Annotated in this window: 19 protein-coding genes; 7 read left to right on the forward strand and 12 right to left on the reverse strand. The window is 61.8% G+C overall.

Features of this window, described 5'->3' with window-relative positions; all coding sequences use genetic code 11:
- Positions 1-151 precede the first annotated feature (151 nt).
- Positions 152-2,806, forward strand: coding sequence for an AMP-binding protein (locus LPJGGPFB_RS08540; protein WP_173419581.1), 2,655 nt, complete (start codon positions 152-154; stop codon positions 2,804-2,806).
- On the opposite strand, the gene LPJGGPFB_RS08545 is transcribed toward LPJGGPFB_RS08540, so the two are convergent.
- Positions 2,747-3,259: a DinB family protein gene (locus LPJGGPFB_RS08545; protein WP_173419582.1), complete on the reverse strand. Its 513-nt coding sequence runs from the start codon at positions 3,257-3,259 to the stop codon at positions 2,747-2,749. The two genes, LPJGGPFB_RS08540 and LPJGGPFB_RS08545, sit on opposite strands and share 60 nt — an antisense overlap.
- A 140-nt stretch (positions 3,260-3,399) precedes the next feature.
- On the opposite strand from LPJGGPFB_RS08545, the gene LPJGGPFB_RS08550 reads away from it, so the two are divergent.
- Positions 3,400-4,089, forward strand: coding sequence for a glutathione S-transferase N-terminal domain-containing protein (locus LPJGGPFB_RS08550; protein WP_173419583.1), 690 nt, complete (start codon positions 3,400-3,402; stop codon positions 4,087-4,089).
- Between the two features lie 102 nt (positions 4,090-4,191).
- The gene (gene ndk / locus LPJGGPFB_RS08555; protein ID WP_025426476.1) at positions 4,192-4,614 is read left to right on the forward strand and encodes a nucleoside-diphosphate kinase; all 423 of its coding nucleotides are present in this window, start codon (positions 4,192-4,194) and stop codon (positions 4,612-4,614) included.
- Between the two features lie 74 nt (positions 4,615-4,688).
- Here ndk and LPJGGPFB_RS08560 read toward each other — a convergent pair whose 3' ends face one another.
- Both LPJGGPFB_RS08560 and LPJGGPFB_RS08565 read right to left on the reverse strand, forming a co-directional pair.
- A complete protein-coding gene (locus LPJGGPFB_RS08560) occupies positions 4,689-5,198 on the reverse strand; it encodes a hypothetical protein (protein WP_173419584.1) in 510 nt (169 codons plus the stop codon).
- Positions 5,195-5,755 carry a CGNR zinc finger domain-containing protein gene (locus tag LPJGGPFB_RS08565; protein ID WP_173419585.1) on the reverse strand — a complete coding sequence of 187 codons (561 nt, stop codon included), beginning with the start codon at positions 5,753-5,755 and terminating at the stop codon, positions 5,195-5,197. Before LPJGGPFB_RS08565 ends, LPJGGPFB_RS08560 begins: the two co-directional genes overlap by 4 nt.
- A 67-nt stretch (positions 5,756-5,822) precedes the next feature.
- Here LPJGGPFB_RS08565 and LPJGGPFB_RS08570 point away from each other — a divergent pair, with 67 nt between their 5' ends.
- Complete coding sequence (locus LPJGGPFB_RS08570; RefSeq protein ID WP_173419586.1) at positions 5,823-6,719, forward strand: branched-chain amino acid ABC transporter permease; 897 nt, start codon at positions 5,823-5,825, stop codon at positions 6,717-6,719.
- Positions 6,720-6,736: 17 nt separating this feature from the next.
- Here LPJGGPFB_RS08570 and LPJGGPFB_RS08575 read toward each other — a convergent pair whose 3' ends face one another.
- From LPJGGPFB_RS08575 to LPJGGPFB_RS08595, 5 genes are all read right to left on the reverse strand, one after another.
- Positions 6,737-7,201, reverse strand: coding sequence for a molybdenum cofactor biosynthesis protein MoaE (locus tag LPJGGPFB_RS08575; protein WP_173420999.1), 465 nt, complete (start codon positions 7,199-7,201; stop codon positions 6,737-6,739).
- A 4-nt stretch (positions 7,202-7,205) separates the two neighbouring features.
- Positions 7,206-7,466 (reverse strand): molybdopterin converting factor subunit 1, encoded by a 261-nt coding sequence (gene moaD, locus LPJGGPFB_RS08580; protein WP_173419587.1) that lies wholly within the window; start codon positions 7,464-7,466, stop codon positions 7,206-7,208.
- The gene (gene pgsA / locus LPJGGPFB_RS08585) at positions 7,463-8,050 is read right to left on the reverse strand and encodes a CDP-diacylglycerol--glycerol-3-phosphate 3-phosphatidyltransferase (RefSeq protein ID WP_077498627.1); all 588 of its coding nucleotides are present in this window, start codon (positions 8,048-8,050) and stop codon (positions 7,463-7,465) included. The genes moaD and pgsA overlap by 4 nt, the downstream gene beginning before the upstream one ends.
- Before the next feature lie 230 nt (positions 8,051-8,280).
- A complete protein-coding gene (gene uvrC, locus LPJGGPFB_RS08590) occupies positions 8,281-10,305 on the reverse strand; it encodes an excinuclease ABC subunit UvrC (RefSeq protein WP_173419588.1) in 2,025 nt (674 codons plus the stop codon).
- Entirely contained in the window at positions 10,302-11,066 is a 765-nt protein-coding gene (locus LPJGGPFB_RS08595; protein ID WP_173419589.1) for an SDR family oxidoreductase, read from the reverse strand. The genes uvrC and LPJGGPFB_RS08595 overlap by 4 nt, the downstream gene beginning before the upstream one ends.
- 365 nt (positions 11,067-11,431) lie before the next feature.
- Between LPJGGPFB_RS08595 and LPJGGPFB_RS08600 the strand changes: the two genes are divergently transcribed.
- Positions 11,432-12,070: an outer membrane protein gene (locus LPJGGPFB_RS08600; RefSeq protein ID WP_173419590.1), complete on the forward strand. Its 639-nt coding sequence runs from the start codon at positions 11,432-11,434 to the stop codon at positions 12,068-12,070.
- Positions 12,071-12,118: 48 nt separating this feature from the next.
- On the opposite strand, the gene LPJGGPFB_RS08605 is transcribed toward LPJGGPFB_RS08600, so the two are convergent.
- From LPJGGPFB_RS08605 to LPJGGPFB_RS08620, 4 genes are all read right to left on the reverse strand, one after another.
- Complete coding sequence (locus LPJGGPFB_RS08605; RefSeq protein ID WP_077498620.1) at positions 12,119-12,709, reverse strand: glutathione S-transferase; 591 nt, start codon at positions 12,707-12,709, stop codon at positions 12,119-12,121.
- Positions 12,710-12,913: 204 nt separating this feature from the next.
- Positions 12,914-13,630 (reverse strand): ribonuclease T2 family protein, encoded by a 717-nt coding sequence (locus LPJGGPFB_RS08610; RefSeq protein ID WP_173419591.1) that lies wholly within the window; start codon positions 13,628-13,630, stop codon positions 12,914-12,916.
- 2 nt (positions 13,631-13,632) lie between these two features.
- The gene (locus LPJGGPFB_RS08615) at positions 13,633-14,079 is read right to left on the reverse strand and encodes a hypothetical protein (RefSeq protein WP_173419592.1); all 447 of its coding nucleotides are present in this window, start codon (positions 14,077-14,079) and stop codon (positions 13,633-13,635) included.
- 47 nt (positions 14,080-14,126) lie between these two features.
- The gene (locus LPJGGPFB_RS08620) at positions 14,127-14,999 is read right to left on the reverse strand and encodes a 23S rRNA (adenine(2030)-N(6))-methyltransferase RlmJ (protein WP_173419593.1); all 873 of its coding nucleotides are present in this window, start codon (positions 14,997-14,999) and stop codon (positions 14,127-14,129) included.
- 69 nt (positions 15,000-15,068) lie between these two features.
- Here LPJGGPFB_RS08620 and LPJGGPFB_RS08625 point away from each other — a divergent pair, with 69 nt between their 5' ends.
- Both LPJGGPFB_RS08625 and LPJGGPFB_RS08630 read left to right on the forward strand, forming a co-directional pair.
- Positions 15,069-17,204 (forward strand): molybdopterin-containing oxidoreductase family protein, encoded by a 2,136-nt coding sequence (locus LPJGGPFB_RS08625; protein WP_173419594.1) that lies wholly within the window; start codon positions 15,069-15,071, stop codon positions 17,202-17,204.
- A gap of 15 nt (positions 17,205-17,219) precedes the next feature.
- The gene (locus LPJGGPFB_RS08630; RefSeq protein ID WP_173419595.1) at positions 17,220-18,113 is read left to right on the forward strand and encodes a cation diffusion facilitator family transporter; all 894 of its coding nucleotides are present in this window, start codon (positions 17,220-17,222) and stop codon (positions 18,111-18,113) included.
- Positions 18,114-18,119: the final 6 nt, after the last annotated feature.

The following is an 18,119-nucleotide window of genomic DNA, read 5'->3' on the forward strand; positions in this document are numbered from 1 at the left end:
GCGGTATGGTTGCCGGAATCTCACCGAGGGCAAGGTTGACGCAACCGAACGGAGCAGGGCCGTCGAAACTTGCTATTTTAGTTCATGTTTATAGTTGACGGAGCCAGTCAGCAATTATATGCCGCCTTGCTAAATCGGGCAGGAGGCTCGAATGCAGAGTGGCGGTTCGACAATGCCCCCTTCGTTCATTGCGGATCTGGCGACATGGGGCGAACGCGCCGCTCTGGTTCTTCCCGGCCAGCGGCTCGTGAGCTACCGCGAACTGCATGAGAGGGTCGACCGTCAGGCCGCGTTGTTTCCGCGCAGCCGCGCGCTCGTAACGCTTGAGCCCGAGCTTTCCGAACACGCGATCATAGCCTATCTGGCGGCGCTGAGAGCCGGACATGTGGTTGCCATGCAGGCACCGCGCAGTGCCGGCGACCCAGCCTGGACAGACATGCTTGAGCCGGATTGCGCCTATCGCCGCATCGACGGCCGCTGGCGAACGGAACATCTTTGCGGCAGCGACGAGCCCCTTCATCCGAACCTTAGCGTCCTGCTGTCGACCTCGGGCAGTACAGGTGGCTGCAAGGCGGTGCGACTTTCCATCGCCAATATTGCAGCCAATGCCCGCTCGATCGCCGAATATCTCGATCTTGGCGCCGACGACCGCGCCTGTCTGATCCTGCCGCTGCATTACTCCTACGGCCTTTCCGTGCTGAATGCCCATCTGAGCGTCGGCGCCAGCCTCTACGTTCCCAACGGCTCCATCCTTGACCGGGGGTTCCTCGACGGTCTTGCGGCGAGCGGCTGCACCAATCTTTCCGGCGTGCCCTATTCCTATGAACTCCTGGAAAAGGTCGGGTTTCGCGATCGTGCGTTCCCGCAGTTGCGTTTCATGACGGTTGCCGGCGGACGGCTGGCGCCCGAGCGTGTCCGTGCCTACGACGAGCATCTTCGCGCCCAGGGCGCCAACTTGTTCGTCATGTACGGTCAGACCGAAGCGACGGCCCGCATCGCCTACGTGCCGCCGTCTCGGCTTGCGGGCAACGAAGACCGGATCGGCATTGCCATTCCAGGAGGCAACCTGTCGATCGAGGATGAGCAGGGGCGACCGATTGCCGGTGCAGGTGTCTCCGGCGAACTCGTCTATCGCGGCCCGAATGTCATGATGGGCTATGCCTCGTCGCGCCAAGATCTGGCCCGCGGTGCCGACCTCGCGGAACTGCGTACGGGCGACCTGGCTGTCCGCGAGACAGATGGTCTCTTCCGTATCGTCGGGCGCATGAAACGCATGTCCAAGATTGCCGGCCTGCGCATCGGCCACGATGCCGTCGAGCAGGCGCTGGAGCGGCGGGGCATCGTCGCGGCGATCGTCGGCGATGACGACGGATTGCATGCCTTTTTCGAGGGAGATGCCAAACCGGAGGACATGCGACGCTTGCTCGTGGCTGCGAGCGGCCTGACACTTGCCCATATCAGGGCCACGCATGTGCCGGACATCCCGAGATTGCCGTCGGGCAAGGTCGACTACACCGCATTGAACCTTGCAGCAAAGCAGGCGGTCGCGGCAGGCGACGGCGATCGCCAAGGCATTGAGAGCCTTTTCCGACAGGTGTTCTATCCTGCAAGGGTGAAGCCAGAGGACAGTTTCCTCTCGCTTGGCGGAGATTCGCTGCGTTTCGTGCAGCTCTCGATCGGTCTCGAGAAAGCGCTCGGTCAAGCGCCGGAAATGTGGGAGGCCATGCCGATTGCGACGCTCGCCGCGCTGGAAAGGCGAGAGACGACCACCACGCGGATTGGAATGGATCTTATCATCCGTGCCTTGGCGATCTTGCTCGTCGTTGTTCATCACGAGACCCTGTGGCCGTTGCCGGGCGGGTCGGCTGCCATGGTCATCCTTGCCGGCTTCAGCCTTGCTCGATTCCAAATGGGGCCACTTCTGGCGGGCGACGGCCTTGCCATTCTGCGGCCGCTCGCGCAGATCCTTGTGCCGTATTATCTCATCGTTGCCGCCTACGCTGCCGTTTGGGGCGAGGTCCCCTGGGCCTCCGTTTTTCTCGTCGGCAATTTCGGATTTGCCGATCCGGAGACACGTGGGATGGTGCCTTACCTCTACTGGTTCATCGAAGCCTATTGCCAGATGATGCTGGTCTTCGTTGCGCTGTTTGCGATCCCGCGCTTCCGGCGGATTGCTGTTCGGCGAGCCTTTGCGACGGGCATGCTTTTGCTCGGGGTGGCGCTGGCCGCCCGGCTGGCGTTGCCGCTGTTGTGGCCAATCGGCAACCGGCAGATTTTCACCCTGCCATGGATCTTCTATCTCGCGGTGATCGGCTGGTGCGCGGCGATCGCCGAAACGCATCTGCAGCGGCTGCTGCTGGTATCGGCGGGAACGGGTGCCTTCCTGTTCTTTGGTCTTTACGAGGGTGTCTGGATCGGCACGAAGATCAAATACCTGCTGTTGATCGCCGTGCTCGTCGTGCTGGTCTATGCGCCCCGCGTGAGCGTGCCGCGCTGGACCGTGCAGCTCGTGCTGCCGCTATCGGCTGCCGGTTTCCATATCTACATCCTGCATCGTTTCGTGCCGGAACTGTTGCTGGCGCCGTTGCAGGGACAGCTTCCGACGGTGCTGTTCTCCACGGTGTCGATCGCCGGCGGCATCGCACTTGGCCTTGCCGCATGGCTGCTGCAAGGCCGGCTGCTCAAGACAGCTGCGAGCGGGAGCCTGTCGCTTGACCGACTGCGGCCGGTCGCCCTGCGCGCCGCTTTATCCCGCCCACTTCTCGCCTTCGGCCCGCAGAAAGAACGCGAGATCCAGCACAACTGACGGGCGGCCGAGCGCTGTCAGTGTCGCATGCAGCTGGCCGCGATGATGGGTCTGGTGGTTGAAGACATGGGCCAGCGTAGGTCCGAGCGTCTGCGTGATGCTGACCGGGTTGCTGAGCGGCGTGTAGGTGAATTTGGCCGCGAGCCGCGCCTCATCGAGCCCGTCGAGCCAGGTGATCATCCGTGCATCTTCCCGTTCGCGTGCACCGGTAAGGCCGGCGAGATCGTCATGGAGCATCGCATCCAGCACTGTCGGCGCGTCACCCTCGCCGGTGAAGCGCTTCATCCAGATCCGATCGGCGGCGAGGATATGATTGAGCGTCGCAAGGACCGAACCGAAGAAGGCACCCGTGCTCTGCCGCAGTTCGCTGTCGGGCAGTTCTGCCGCTGCCGCGTAGAGCCGGCGGTTGGCCCAGTTGTTGTAGTCGGCGAACATGCGAAAATGATCGAGCATCTGTTTCTCCTTTTCAGTGGCAAGGCTAACGCAGATCCGCATTCCTGTGGCGAATGCCACCCATGAAATTTAATGATTTGATCGTACGGCCCGTCTGGCATCCAATGGAACAAGCCAATTCATTCTCGCCGGGAGATCACGTGAGCAGGAAGCTTTATTCGCTTTGCGGTACCGACAGGGCACGACCCTTCTCGCCACATGTCTGGAAGACCAAGCTTTCGCTTGCGCACAAGGGGCTCGATTTCGATGTCGTGCCGGTCGGATTTACCGAGATCCCGAAGGTGGAGGAGGGCGCGACCAGGCTCGTGCCGCTCCTGCGCGACGGCGACCAACTGGTGCAGGACAGTTTCGCGATTGCCGTCTATCTTGAGGAGAACTATCCGGATCGACCGTCGCTGTTCGGCGGCCCTGGCGGCGTGGCCATGGCTCGCTTCGTCGAGGGCTGGTCGCAGACGACACTACATCCGGCGATCGCCCGCATCGTCATCACGGATATCCACGACAGCCTCGACCCGGTCGATCGGGCCTATTTCCGGGAAAGCCGCGAGGCACGTTTCGGCGCATCGCTTGAGGCCGTGGCTGAAACCGGGGGTGCTGCCCTTGCGACCTTCGCCGAAAAGCTTGAGCCGTTGCGCCATATGCTGAAGTTTCAGCCCTATCTCGGTGGCGATCGTCCGCTCTTTGCCGACTACATCGTCTTCGGTGCCCTGCAGTGGGCGCGCATCGTCTCACCGCAACAGCTGCTTTCGCCGGGCGATCCGGTAACCTCCTGGTTCGAGCGTTGCCTCGACCTGCACGATGGCATCGGACGCTCTGTGACAGCGGCGTGAAACCCGCAGCGCTGCCTGCGAATCGTGAGCGAACCCCCTTGTTTTGCGCGGGATTGGCGGCTAATGAACCGCCACTTCTCAAGAAAACAAGGGATTGAGCCAATGGCGATTGAACGTACCTTTTCGATGATCAAGCCGGACGCAACGAAGCGTAACCTGACCGGCGCCATCACCAAGATGCTCGAAGACGCCGGCCTGCGCGTCGTTGCTTCCAAGCGCGTCTGGATGAGCCGCCGCGAAGCCGAAGGCTTCTACGCCGTTCACAAGGAGCGTCCGTTCTTCGGCGAACTCGTCGAGTCCATGTCCTCCGGCCCGACCATCGTTCAGGTTCTCGAAGGCGAAAACGCCATCGCCAAGAACCGCGAAATCATGGGCGCCACCAACCCGGCAAACGCTGACGAAGGCACGATCCGCAAGGTTCACGCTCTTTCGATCGGCGAAAACTCGGTTCACGGTTCGGACGCTCCGGCAACGGCTGCTGAAGAAATCGCATACTGGTTCTCCGGCACCGAAATCGTTGGCTGAATCAAGATCTGCATTTCCGGCCATAACGGCTTGAATTGATTAGATTGAACCGGAGCGGAAACGCTCCGGTTTTTTCATGTCGGGCACTTGGCCGTCTCAAAATGCTCCGGCGCCTTGCCATCCCTGAAGACCGCCGGGTTCTTGTCATAGGCGGGGCCCTCGACCAGCGCCTTCGCCGGCATCATGTCCTGATCGATATCGGAAGTGACAGTCGTCTCGATCGTCTGCAGCGCCTGTCCAGCCGGGCCCTTGACTTCGATCGTCACGGCATAGGGCCTTTCCTTCTTCACGCAGGTGATATCGGGGCTTTCCAGCACCACCTTTTCCAGCTTCGCAAACAGCTTGCGCGTCAGGGTCAAAGGTTCGCCGCCAGCCGGGTTCTCGAAGGTCGCAACGACGATGCTTCCCTCCGGCACCGGTTCGAGCTTGCTCAGCGTGATCATGTAGGTGGCGTAGGCAAGCCGGTAGTTGAAGACGAACATCTTGCCCGTCAGCTTCAAGGGATCGGGTCCGGTCTCCCGCTGACAGCCTGCCATCAGCAGTGTCGCCGTCATCGCGGCAAGTATTGCAAGCGTCCTCGTCATTCCCCAGCCTCCTCCTTGCTGCGGTGATAGTGGCGCCTGGCCTTGCTGCGATTGCCGCAGACCGCCATGTCGCACCAGGTGCGGCTGCGGTTGCGGCTTCTGTCCAGAAACAGCCAGCCGCAATTGGGGCAGATCTTCATTCGCTCGGGCTCGGGACTGGCGGCAAGGCTGAGGGCGGAATGGGCCGTTGCGGTATCGAGCGCAAGGGCCTGTTCTTTGTTGCCGGCACCGCGCAGAACCGAGGCGATTGCTTCCAGCAGGTCGGCCATCAGCTCTGGCCGGTGTCCCCCCGCCACAGTTGCGCGAAAATGCCGATCCGTCGCCTCGCGCAACGTCAGCAGCCTGCCGCGGTTCCGTTCGGAAACAGGCAGCAGTGTGCCGAAGCGCGGGCTTTCGGCGCAGAATTGGTTGGCGGCAACGGCGAAGGCGTCGAGCGCCGCGACGTCGGCAAAGCGATCGATGCGCCTTTCGGGATCGAAGCGTAAAATCACGGAGTTGGCGACATCCAGCGCCAGTGCGCCGCCGGCAAATCGGTGCGCGGTCCAAGTAAAGGTCATCAGTGATTCCTAACTAGCAAAACTGATTTTACCAGTTATATTGATGTTGTCACGCTCCGGATGCGCCATGCTCTATTTCCTGCAGCAGATCGCCAATGCCGTCCCGATCGCCGCGCTCTATGCCGCGTTGGCCTTTGGCTATGCGATTGCCTTTGCCGTGACCCGCAGGGCCGATCTCACCTATGGCGCGCTCTTTGCCTTCTCCGGGCAGATGTTTGTGTTGTTTGCCAATTTCGGCTGGAACCAACTGTGGCTGGTGCTGCCGGCAGCGCTTGGCGTCGGGGCGGCCGCCGGCCTGACGCTCGGCGTCGGGGCAGGGCTTGTCGCCGGGCGCTACGTGATGCGACCGCTCGCCTTCTCGTCCGCCAATACCGTCGTCGTCGCCTCGCTCGGCTGTCTGCTGGTGCTGATGGAGACCGCGCGGCTGGCCTCGGACACCAGGAGCCTGTGGCTTCCGCCGTTTCTGAACGGCAACATCGTCTTCTGGTCCGACCCGAAATTCCCGGTGACGCTGACGGTAATCCAGTTGCTCAACACGCTGTTGATGATGGCGCTGATAACGGGCGGCCACTGGTTTCTGGCGCATAGTCGCGCTGGCCGATCGTGGCGAGCCGTGTCGGAGGATCGTGGCGCCGCCGCCCTTTGCGGCATCGACGCCGGCCGTGTCTACATCGTCGCCTATGGGGCGGCAGCATCGACTGCCGCCTTCTGCGGTATCCTGGCCGCGTCCTATTATGGCAACATGGATTTCGGCACCGGGCTCACCTTCGGGGTCAAGGTGTTGTTCATCGCGGCAATCGGCGGGCAGACGTCGCCGCTTTGCGCCGCCTTGGGCGCCGCAGCCATCGGTCTTCTGGAGACGCTATGGGGTGCCTACGGCCCGATGCTCTGGCGGGATTTTGCGATCTTCGGCTTCCTGATCATCGTGCTTGCGGTGACGCGGCAGGAGAAAGCTATCCCGTAATGTCGGGGTTGGGCGCGTCAGCGCTTCCAGCGATCGCGCGCCGTGTCATCGGCATCCTTGGCGCTGACCCAGCCGCCGGTCGTACCGTCGGCAAGATGTTCCTTTTTCCAGAAAGGAGCAGAGGTCTTGAGGAAGTCCATGATGAAGTTGGCGCCGTCGAAGGCCGCCTGGCGATGCGGCGACGCGGTGACCACGAGCACGATGTTCTCGCCAGGATTGATCTTGCCGTAGCGATGGATCGCCGTTGCCGCCTGCAGCCCGAAGCGTTCGATCGCCAGTTCACAGATGCGGGTGATTTCCGCCTCCGCCATCCCTGGATAGTGTTCGAGCTCGAGAGCGGCAAGCGTGCCGGCTTCGTCGCGGCAGAGGCCCGAAAACGTCACGACCGCCCCGATCTCGGGGCGGTCGAAAGAAAGACGGGAAACCTCGGCCGACAGGTCGAAGTCCTCGCGCTGAACGCGCACGGTGACGAGCGCGCCCATGGTGTCAGCCACCGGTCATCGGCGGGAACAAGGCGATCTCGCGCGCGCCGGCGATTGGTTCGTCATGCTCGACATGTTCCTGGTTGATCGCCGCGCGGATGACATTCTGGTGCTCGAGCGCCGTCTCGTATTCTTCTCCCAGCGTCTTCAGGTGGGAGAGCAGGTCGGCAATGGTGACGACACCAGCCGGAACCTCCAGCGTTTCCTCACCCTTGCCGATGCGTTCGCGCACCCAGGAGAAATAGACGAGATTGACGGTGCTCATTCGTTGACCACGTGCTTCAGGCCGGCGCGGAAATAGTCGTAGCCGCTATAGAGCGTGATCGCCGCGGCGATCCACAGCAGGCCGATGCCGATCTCCGTCGTATAGGGCAGGATCTTGTCGCCGGCGGGGCCGGCCAGCAGAAACACGATTGCCACCATCTGGATCGTCGTCTTCCACTTGGCGATGCGCGTCACCGGCACGCTGACCTTGAGCGCTGCCAGATATTCACGCAGGCCCGAAACGAGGATTTCGCGGCACAGGATGATGATGGCGGCCCAGATCGACCAGCCGGCAATCGTACCATCGGCGGCAACGAGCAGCAGGATCGATGCCACCAGCAGCTTGTCGGCGATCGGGTCGAGCATCTTGCCGATGTTCGACGTCTGCTTCCATATGCGGGCGAGATAGCCGTCGAAGAAGTCGGTGATCGAGGCGATGGCAAAGAGAGTGACCGCCGTCCAGCGCGCGAAATCCGAACTGTGCAGCCGGCCCTCGATGAAAAAGCAGAGCACGATCAGCGGCACGATCAGGATTCGGAAATAGGTGAGCAGATTGGGGATGCTGTAGGCGACGGGCGTGGGCATGGATTCGGGTTCTCTGTCTTCCTCGGAGGTACAGAATGACTTTGCGGCCCTCAGGTCAACAAATCATTGTGCGAAGGGTGTCATAATTGGCGCATCCCACCTGAACGTCGGGTGAACTGCCACTGCATAATTCCCTTAATCGGCATCGATTTAGCGGCAAGATTATGCAGCACGCTTAAACCTTTGCAGCGCCATCCGCGCATCTTTGTCGATGGGTGGCACTGCCAAGGTCATTTTGCCGCGTCCTCGTGAAAATGCTCGTAGACCAGCCGCGCGACCGCCTCGGAAATCCCGTTGACCGCCATCAGGTCGCTCATGCCGGCGCGTGAAACGGCCTTGGCGGTGCCGAAATGGGTGAGCAATGCGCGCTTGCGCGTCGGCCCGATGCCGGCGATCTCGTCGAGCGGATTTTTCACCATCTCCTTCTTGCGTCGGGCGCGGTGCGAGCCGATCGCAAACCGGTGCGCTTCGTCCCGCAGCCGCTGGATGAAATAGAGCACCGGATCGCGTGGCGGCAGGGTGAAGCTGTCGCGCCCAAGCGCGAAGAAGCGCTCGCGCCCGGCATCGCGGTCGACGCCCTTGGCGACACCGATCGCCGTCACGCAATCCTCGACATCGAGTTCCTTCAGGATCGCGCGCACGGCCGTCATCTGTCCCTGGCCGCCGTCGATCAGGATGACATCAGGCCAGGCGGGGAAGGCGGCATCCTCGGTAATCTCCGCCGTCCGGTCCGGCTTGCCCACTTCCTTCAGCAGGCGTGAGAAGCGACGGGTCATCACCTCCCGCATCATGCCGAAGTCGTCCCCGGGCGTGATGTCGGTCGATTTGATGTTGAACTTGCGATACTGGCCTTTGACGAAGCCTTCCGGGCCGGCGACCACCATGCCGCCGACGGCATTGGTGCCCATGATATGCGAGTTGTCGTAGATCTCGATCCGGCGCGGCGCCCGTTCGAGCTTGAACGTCTCGGCAAAACCGTCGAGCAACCGCGATTGCGAGGCCGTTTCCGCCAGCTTGCGGCCATGGGCCTCGCGAGCGTTGGCAAGCGCATGATCGACAAGATCCTTTTTCTCGCCACGCTGCGGCACCTGGATCGCCACCTTGTAGCCGGACTTCTCGCTCAGCGCTTGACCGAGCAGTTCCTGTTCCTCGACCGCCTCGCACAAGAGGATCTGCCGTGGACAGGGCTTGTCGTCGTAGAACTGGGCGAGAAAGGCCGAAAGTACTTCTGCCGTCGGCAACGACGGATCGGCCTTCGGGAAATAGGCGCGGTTGCCCCAGTTCTGCCCGGTTCGGAAGAAGAACACCTGGATGCAGGAGGTACCGCCTTCGTGGTGGATTGCGAAGACATCAGCCTCTTCGACGCCGGCCGGGTTGATGCCCTGGTGGCTCTGCACGTGGCTGAGGGCGGCGAGCCGGTCGCGATAAAGGGCGGCACGCTCGAAGTCGAGGTTTTCCGAGGCCTCGCCCATTGCTGCCGCAATCGTCGCCTTCACCGCCTGGCTCTTGCCGGACAGGAAGTCCTTCGCCTCGGACACCAGTTCGGCATAGCCCTCATTGCTGATTTCGCCCGTACAGGGCGCCGCGCAGCGCTTGATCTGGTGCAGAAGACAGGGACGCGTGCGCGTTTCGAAGACGCTGTCGGTGCAGGTCCGCAACAGGAAGGCGCGCTGCAGCGAGTTGATCGTGCGACCGACGGCGCCCGCCGAGGCGAAGGGTCCGAAATAGTCGCCCTTTCGGCTGCGCGCGCCGCGGTGTTTGTAAAGGGCCGGTGCACGGCTGTCGCCTGTGACAAGGATGTAAGGAAAGGATTTGTCGTCGCGCAGAAGCACGTTGAAGCGCGGCCGAAGTCGCTTGATCAGGTTGGCTTCGAGCAGAAGCGCCTCGATCTCCGTGCGGGTGGTGACGAATTCCATGTTCGCGGTCTCGCGAATCATCCGCGAAATGCGGTTGGAGTGGCCACGCCCTTGCGCGTAGTTGCCGACGCGCTTTTTCAGGCTGCGTGCCTTGCCCACATAAAGGACGTCGCCGTCCTCGTTGAACATGCGATAGACACCGGGGCCGTTCGGGAGCCGCTTGACGAAAGCCTGGATGAGTTCGGCGCCCTTGAGGCCTTCGACCTCATTGCGGTTTTCCGCCCATTCGATGGCCGGAGCCGCGGGGGCGCCTTCGGCGACCTCGATCAGGTCGTCGTCGTCCTCGGCATCGTTGCCGTCATAAAGGATGCCGCCGTCGGTCGGCACGCGTCCGTTCATTCCACTATCTCCCTGATGTCAGGCGTTTCCCAGGCGAGGTGCTGGCCGCCGTCCAGCGCGATCATCTGCCCGGTAATCGACGGCGTGTCGAACAGGAAGCGGATCGTCCGCCCGAATTCGCCGAGCGCCGGACCGCGCCTGAGAATCAGCGCATCGACCTGTGCCTGGAAATCGCGCGGATCCTGTCGCTCGTTCGGCAAGGTCGGCCCTGGGCCGATGCCGTTGACGCGGATATCCGGCGCGAGTGCCTGAGCCATCGTTTGTGTTGCCGTCCACAAAGCGGACTTCGACAACATATAGGAATAAAAGCGCGGGTTTGGAGACCAGACGCGCTGGTCGATCACATTAACGACGAGGCCGGAGACGCCGCGCGGCAGCTGGCGGGCAAAGTCACGCGTGAGCAGGGACGGGGCTTTCACATGCAAGGCGAAATGCCGATCCCATACCGTTTCGTCGAAAGCATCGAGGCTATCCTTCTTGAACAACGAGGCATTGTTGACGATCAGGTCGATCGGTCCGAGCGCCCCGTTGACCTGCGCCATCAGCGCGGACGTTTCCTGGGTGTCCGTAAGGTCTGCCTTCACTGCAACGGCGCCGACGTCTTTTTTCGACAATGAGGCCGCAAGTGCCTCGGCCTCATCGAGCGAGCCGTTCGCGTGGATGGCGACCGCGAAGCCGTGCGCCGCGAGGTCTTCAACTATAGCCTTGCCGATCCGTTTGGCGCCACCGGTTACGAGTGCCACCTTCAGTGCTTTCTTCAACGTTTCATCCCGCTTTTCGAATCTCCGTGCCAGCGGACGAAGATATAGGCAAGAAACGCCGCCCTGAAACTCTCCCTGATCAATCATTTCGCAAAAATTAATGGAATTCGCGTAAATTGTATTATTTTGAAGTTATATAGTATAGCTTTCGTTAATCTTGAATTATGGTTAATAAAATCCCTGTGGCGTGAAAGCAACATCAAACTTTGGACGTGATTGTGCCACCAAAATTTCACATTTTGGCTCTTGTGAATCCTCATTTGCTGGCCAATTTCAGCTCAACCGGGCGGGTTAATTGAAAGTTGTCCGATGTTTCATTGAGGGATCCCAACCCTTGGGGCATCGGTTCGTAAAGGAGAATATTTATGCGTACGCTCATCACCACCCTCATGGCTTCGGCCGTATCCCTCATCGCCTTCCAGGCCGCCCAGGCTGCAGACGCGATCGACGAAGTTCCGGCAGCTCCGGCAGCCGAGTACACCGAGCCGGCAGCCAAGAACTGGTCGGGCGCCTATGTCGGTGGTACCGCTGATTGGCACCATGGTCAGGCCGACGCGACCGGCAACAACACCGCAGCTGGTTTCGGTGGCGGTCTCTACGGCGGTTACAACATGCAGAGCGGCCAGATCGTATACGGCGGTGAAGCTGACGTCGGTTACTCCGGTCAGGACTCCACCAGCGGCGACCTGCGCATGAAGCAGGGCGTCAACGGCTCGCTGCGCGCTCGCGTCGGTGTCGATCTGAACCCGGTTCTGCTCTACGGTACGGCAGGTCTCGCCGTTGGCCAGGCCAAGGCATCGAACTCGGCTGGCTCGGACAAGAACACCATGGTCGGCTGGACCGCTGGTGCTGGTGCCGAAACTTTCGTCACCGACAACATCACCGCACGCGTCGAATACCGTTACACCGACTACGGCTCGAAGGACTTCAACGTTGGCGGTACCAACGTATCGTCCGGTTACGACGAGCACAGCGTCCGCGTCGGTATGGGCGTCAAGTTCTGATCGGCTTCTGCCGGATCAAGGAAAAGGCCGGGGAGACCCGGCCTTTTTTTATGCCTTGAATTTGGAATATTCAGGAAAGTGCTTCTCGAATTTGCTCGGCCAGTTCTTCAGCTTGGCGCGTCCCCGCTGCCATTCTCCGCTGAAGCGCAGCTCGACGTAGCGAAGCAATGCCGCGAGCGCGAAATGCCCGGCATGCAGCTTGGCTCCCGTCTTGGGCAGGTTTTCGTTCAGGTGGTCGAGGCCGCGTTCGACCTTGGTCCACTGCATGTCGATCCAGGGCTGATGCACCTTTTCCGGCGGGTGGATGCGCTTCTCGTAGACGATGGCCAGCAGGCAGTCACAGATGCCGTCACACAGCGCCTCGAGAATGTCGACGTCGGTGCGTTTCCCGCCATTCTTCGGGTAGAGCTTGCCCTTCGTTTCCCGGTCAATGAAGTTCATGATCGCACGGCTGTCGTAGATCGATTTGCCGTCGCCGGTGATCAGCGTCGGAATCTTGCCGAGCGGATTGCTGCCGATAAGCTCAGGCGAGTTGGCATTGGTGTCGGTCAGGGCGCTCTCCACCGCAAATCCGGCATAATGCGCAGCCATGCGGACCTTGTTGGAGTAGGGGGACGTGGGCGAGTAGAGTATTTTCATCGAGCATCTTTCCCTTTCGCGCATGGCTCCCGACGAGAAAAACGGAAGGCCAGGCGCTGTTTCAAAATAGCAGGCCCCGTATGGTGCCCCCGGCATCGACGTAAAGCGCGTAGCGATCGTTCAGATCCGCTTGGCGCGCTTTAAGTTCTTGTCTTTACGCATGTCGCAATCGCAAAACCGCGGCACACTTTTGCGCGACATGCTTTAGGATGCCGGCGGCAGGATAACGGTGTCCCTTCGGCAGGCCTGGCGATCGACTTCCGGGCAGGGGCGGAAATTCAGCCCCTTGTCGAAGCAGATCCTGATTTCCTCCAGCCGCTTGTCCTCGCAGGTAACAGCGACCGCGTTGGTCGTCATGCCGGGATTTCTGGCCACGAAGCCCGCCTCTATCGCGCTGACGGAAAGCGAATTCTCCCGACGCGGTGTACTGAGTTCCTCCGGCAATACGACGCGCTCACGCGCCGCCCGGGTGACGGCGAAATAGTCCTGCTGGCTGAGACCAGAGCAGGTGCCGTGCTTGCGCCATTGGTGCCCGATCAGCCCCATGGACGGGATAAGGTCGAGATACTGGCGGCCAAGTGTCTCCGGTACGCGATCCGATTGCCGCGTCGGGCAGAAATCCGGGTAGCCTCGGTCGTTCTGCGGCCACAGCCCATGCACGATCAGCCCGCGATTGCTGCCTATCTTACATTGACCGGTTTTGCCGGACGGGTCGTTGTCGTCGCACCATGTTGGCGACCAGGAGAGTGAGAGAACATAGAAATCAAAGCCCTGGCCAACAGGGATGACAGCATCGGCTTTTGCTTGGTCCGGAGCTTGTGCCGGTGGCTTCTTCTGCGCGCTGTCGTCGCTGCAGCCCGCAAGTGCCAGCGCAAAGAAAAGCGCCGGCAGGAGCCGGCGCTGTCGGCAATGCGTTGGCATGATCAGCGAAGCGAAGCGCAATGGGCGCCGTAGACGTACCAGGGATCAAGCCCGCCGACGCAGAATTCGATACTGCGGCCGATACCGGCAAAGCCCCAGTTGCGCTCGATAAGGTAATAGAGCGACCGCTGTTCTCCGTCGGTCATGACGGCTGTTGCGCGGCAGTATTCGCGCTCGACGCGGTGCGTGTAATCCCGCAGCTCAAGCCGGTTCTGGCCCATGTTGCGAATCTCGGCAATCGAGAGATTGGCGTGCAGATAGTTCGCAGCCCTGTACTCGAACCGCGAGGTGATGAAACCGAGAACCGAGGCGTCGCCACAGACGCCTGCGCTATAGGACGTCGGCTGGTCGCGGTAAGTCCCGAGATAGTCGGCCGCCGTGGCGGCGGGCGCCGTCGCGGCGGCGATGGAAAGCGAGGCCAGAAGCGTTGCGGCGAACTTGCGAGTCATGGGCGTCTCCCTGGATCGTCTCGCAAGATTGCGGCTTTCTGAGCCTTTCAGTCAAGGGCCCGGGTTGCTGCTTCTTCTCCACGCAGCCAGAAGCAGCGCGATGACGCAAAACGGTCCTGTCCGAGCCGGGTTTTCAGGAAGGGCAACAGCACGTCGAGTTCGCCCTTGAGCGTGAAGGGCGGGTTGACGATGATCAGGCCCGAACCCGACAATCCGGTGGTTTCGCGGTCGCTGCGCACCGAGAGCTCGGCGCAAAGCATCTTCGGGATTTCGAGCGCCTTGAGCGCCTCATGGAAAGCCTTGATCGGCGCATTTTTTTTCAGGGCATACCACAGGCAGAAGGTGCCGCCGGCAAACCGGCGATAGCCCTTGGCGAGGCCGTCGGCCAACCGCTCGTATTCGCCCTCGATCTCGAACGGAGGGTCGACGAGGATCAGGCCGCGCTTTTCCTTTGGTGGCAGGTGAGCGCCGAGCGCCAACCAGCCGTCAAGCTCGGTGACGCGGCTCTGGAAGTCGCCGTCGAAGAGCCGGTGCAGCGTTTCATAGTCATCCGGGTGCAACTCCATCGCCGACAGACGGTCCTGAGGGCGAAAGAGCATGCGGACCAGCTTCGGAGAGCCGGGATAACGCGTCAACTCCGTACCGGGGTTCAGCTCGCGAACGGTGGCGAGGTAAGGTTCGAGGATTGCGGCGATCGGCGCCGGAAGGTCGCCCTCGAGCAGCCGGCCGATACCGTCGCGCCATTCACCGGTTTTTTGAGCCTCTTCGCTCGACAGATCATAGAGGCCGATGCCCGCATGGGTATCGAGGACCCGGAACGCCTTCTCCTTCTGCTGCAGATAGGTGACGAGCCGGGCCAGCACCGCATGCTTGAGAACATCGGCGAAATTGCCCGCGTGGTAGATATGCCGATAGTTCATGAGGGCCGCCGATGGCTGTTATCAATTGTTTCGATGGATGGGCGTTTGGCTCTTTGAGCCCGATTGTCGATGCCATATAGAAAAGCCATGAACGTTGCGACCCCCATCAAAGCAGAAAAGTCGATCGGCCACTCCGTCTGTCCGCACGACTGTCCCTCGGCTTGCGCACTGGAAGTGGATCTGACCGCCGAAGGCCGGATCGGACGCGTGCGCGGCGCCGCCGCCAACACATATACCGCTGGCGTCATCTGCGCCAAGGTCGCGCGCTATTCCGAGCGCATCTATCATCCCGACAGGCTGATGGTGCCACAGCGTCGCGTCGGGCCAAAGGGCGGTGGCAACTGGCAGGAGATTTCCTGGGAGGCGGCTCTCGACGAAATCGCCGACCAGTTCGTCAAGGCCGAGCAGAAGTTTGGGGCCGAGGCCATCTGGCCCTATTTCTACGCCGGCACCATGGGCCAAGTGCAGCGCGATTCCATTGACCGCCTCCGCCACGCCAAGCGCTATTCCGGCTTCTTCGGCTCGATCTGCACCAACATGGCCTGGACCGGGTTTTCGATGGCGACCGGTTCGCTGCGTGGTCCCGATCCGCGTGAGATGGCGAAATCCGACTGCGTGGTGATCTGGGGGACGAATGCGGTTGCCACCCAGGTCAACGTCATGACCCATGCGATCAAGGCCCGCAAGGAACGCGGCGCCAAGATCGTCGTCATCGACATCTATGACAATCCCACGGTCAAGCAGGCGGATATGGGCCTGGTGCTGAAACCGGGAACGGACGCCGCACTTGCCTGCGCGGTGATGCATGTCGCCTTCCGTGACGGTTATGCCGACCGCGCCTACATGGCCGAATTCGCTGACGACCCGGCCGGGCTCGAATCACATCTGGCATCGCGCACGCCGGAATGGGCATCGGCGATCACAGGTCTGTCCGTCGAGGAGATCGAGGCGTTCGCCAGACTCGTCGGCACGACGCCGAAAACGTTCTTCCGCCTCGGCTACGGCTTCACTCGCCAGCGCAACGGCTCGGTGGCGATCCATGCTGCCGCCTCCGTCGCCACGGTGCTCGGTTCGTGGAAGCATGAAGGCGGCGGTGCGTTTCATTCCAACAACGACATCTTCAAGCTCGACAAGCGCGAGCTCATCGGGACCGCGTTTCATGACCCTGATGTGCGCATGCTCGACCAGTCGCAGATCGGCCGGGTGCTGACCGGCGATGCCGAGGCGCTGCGCCATGGCGGCCCGGTGACGGCGATGCTGATCCAGAACACCAATCCGGTGAATGTCGCGCCTGAGCAACGGCTGGTGAAACGCGGCTTTCTGCGCGACGACCTCTTTGTCGCGGTGCACGAGCAGTTCATGACCGACACGGCGCAGCTCGCCGATATCGTGCTGCCGGCGACGATGTTCCTGGAACATGACGACCTTTATCGCGGTGGCGGCCACCAGCATATCCTGATCGGGCCGAAGGTGGTGGAGCCGCCATCGACCGTGCGCACCAATCTTTTTGTCATCGAGGAACTGGCCAGGCGCCTCGGCGTGGCAGATCATGCCGGCTTCGGCTTGTCCGAGCGCCAGCATATCGACCTGCTGCTCGCCAACTACGGCATCGGCTACGAAGAGATGAAGCGCGAGAAATGGCTCGACTGTCAGCCAGCGTTCGAGGACGCGCATTACCTCAAAGGCTTTGGCCATCCCGACGGCAAGTTCCGCTTCAAGGCGGACTGGACCGGCACACCGGCGCCGAACCGCCCGCCCAAATCTATGGGCTTGCAGGGGCCGCATGCGGCGCTGCCGGAATTCCCTGACCATGTCGACCTGATCGAGGTTGCGGACGCGGACCATCCCTTTCGTCTGGCCACATCGCCGGCCCGCTCCTTCCTCAACTCGACCTTCGCCGAGACCCCGTCTTCGATCCAGAAGGAAGTCCGCCCGCTCGTGATGATGCATGCGGATGATGCAGCGTCGCTCGGCGTCGGCGACGGTGACATCGTCAAGCTCGGCAATCAACGCGGCGAGGTGCGCCTGCATGTCACAGTCGGTGGCGGCGCGCGCCGCGGTGTGGTGATCGCCGAAGGCTTGTGGCCGAACGGCGCCCATCTCGACGGCGAGGGCATCAACGTGCTGACCGGTGCCGATGCTGTTGCACCCTATGGTGGCGCGGCCTTCCACGACAACAGGGTCTGGGTCCGACCCGCCCCCTAGCCACGGGATGCATCGATGAGCGGCGACCATCAACATGCGGATGTCAGCAACACGCCGGTCTCGCGCCTCTGGGGTGCGCTCGGGCTTACGGGCGGCTTCATGCTGGCCGAGGTCGTCGGCGGCATTCTGACCGGCAGCCTGGCGCTGATCTCGGATGCAATGCATATGCTGACCGACGCGGCCGCTCTTGCGATCGCGCTCGTTGCCATCCATGTCGGCCGCCGGCCTTCCGATCTGCTGCGCACCTATGGATATGCCCGCTTCGAGATTCTCGCGGCGGCCTTCAACGCCTTGCTGCTGCTCGCCGTCGCCTTCTACATTCTCTACGAGGCCTGGCAGCGCCTGTCGCTGCCGCAGGAGATCCAGTCCGCCGGCATGCTGCTGATCGCCGTCGTCGGCCTCGTGGTCAACCTGATTTCGATGCGGCTTCTGACCAGCCACAAGGAAGAGAGCCTCAACGTCAGGGGTGCCTATCTCGAGGTCTGGTCGGACATGCTCGGTTCGGTGGCGGTGATAGCGGGTGCGGCGATCATCTGGTTCACCGGCTGGCAGTGGGTTGATTCGTTGCTCGCCGTCGGAATCGGCTTCATGGTTTTCCCGCGCACCTGGGTGCTCTTGAAGGCGTGCGTCAACATTCTCCTGGAAGGCGTGCCACCGGGCATGCGCCTGGCGGATGTGCATGCAGCGATCACCACCGTGCCGGATGTTGCTTCGGTGCATGATCTGCACCTCTGGGCGATTACCCAGAGCCAGCCGTCGCTGACCGCACATATCGTTCTGGCCGAGGATGCCGACGGCGAGACGGTGCGGCGTGCGATCGAGCAGCGCCTGCGCGACGAGTTCGATCTGCACCACACGACGTTGCAGATGGAGCGCGAAAGCTGCGCACCTTCAGAACATATTCATTGACGGTCG

Source organism: Ensifer adhaerens (genome assembly GCF_013283195.1).
Taxonomy (GTDB): domain Bacteria; phylum Pseudomonadota; class Alphaproteobacteria; order Rhizobiales; family Rhizobiaceae; genus Ensifer; species Ensifer adhaerens_G.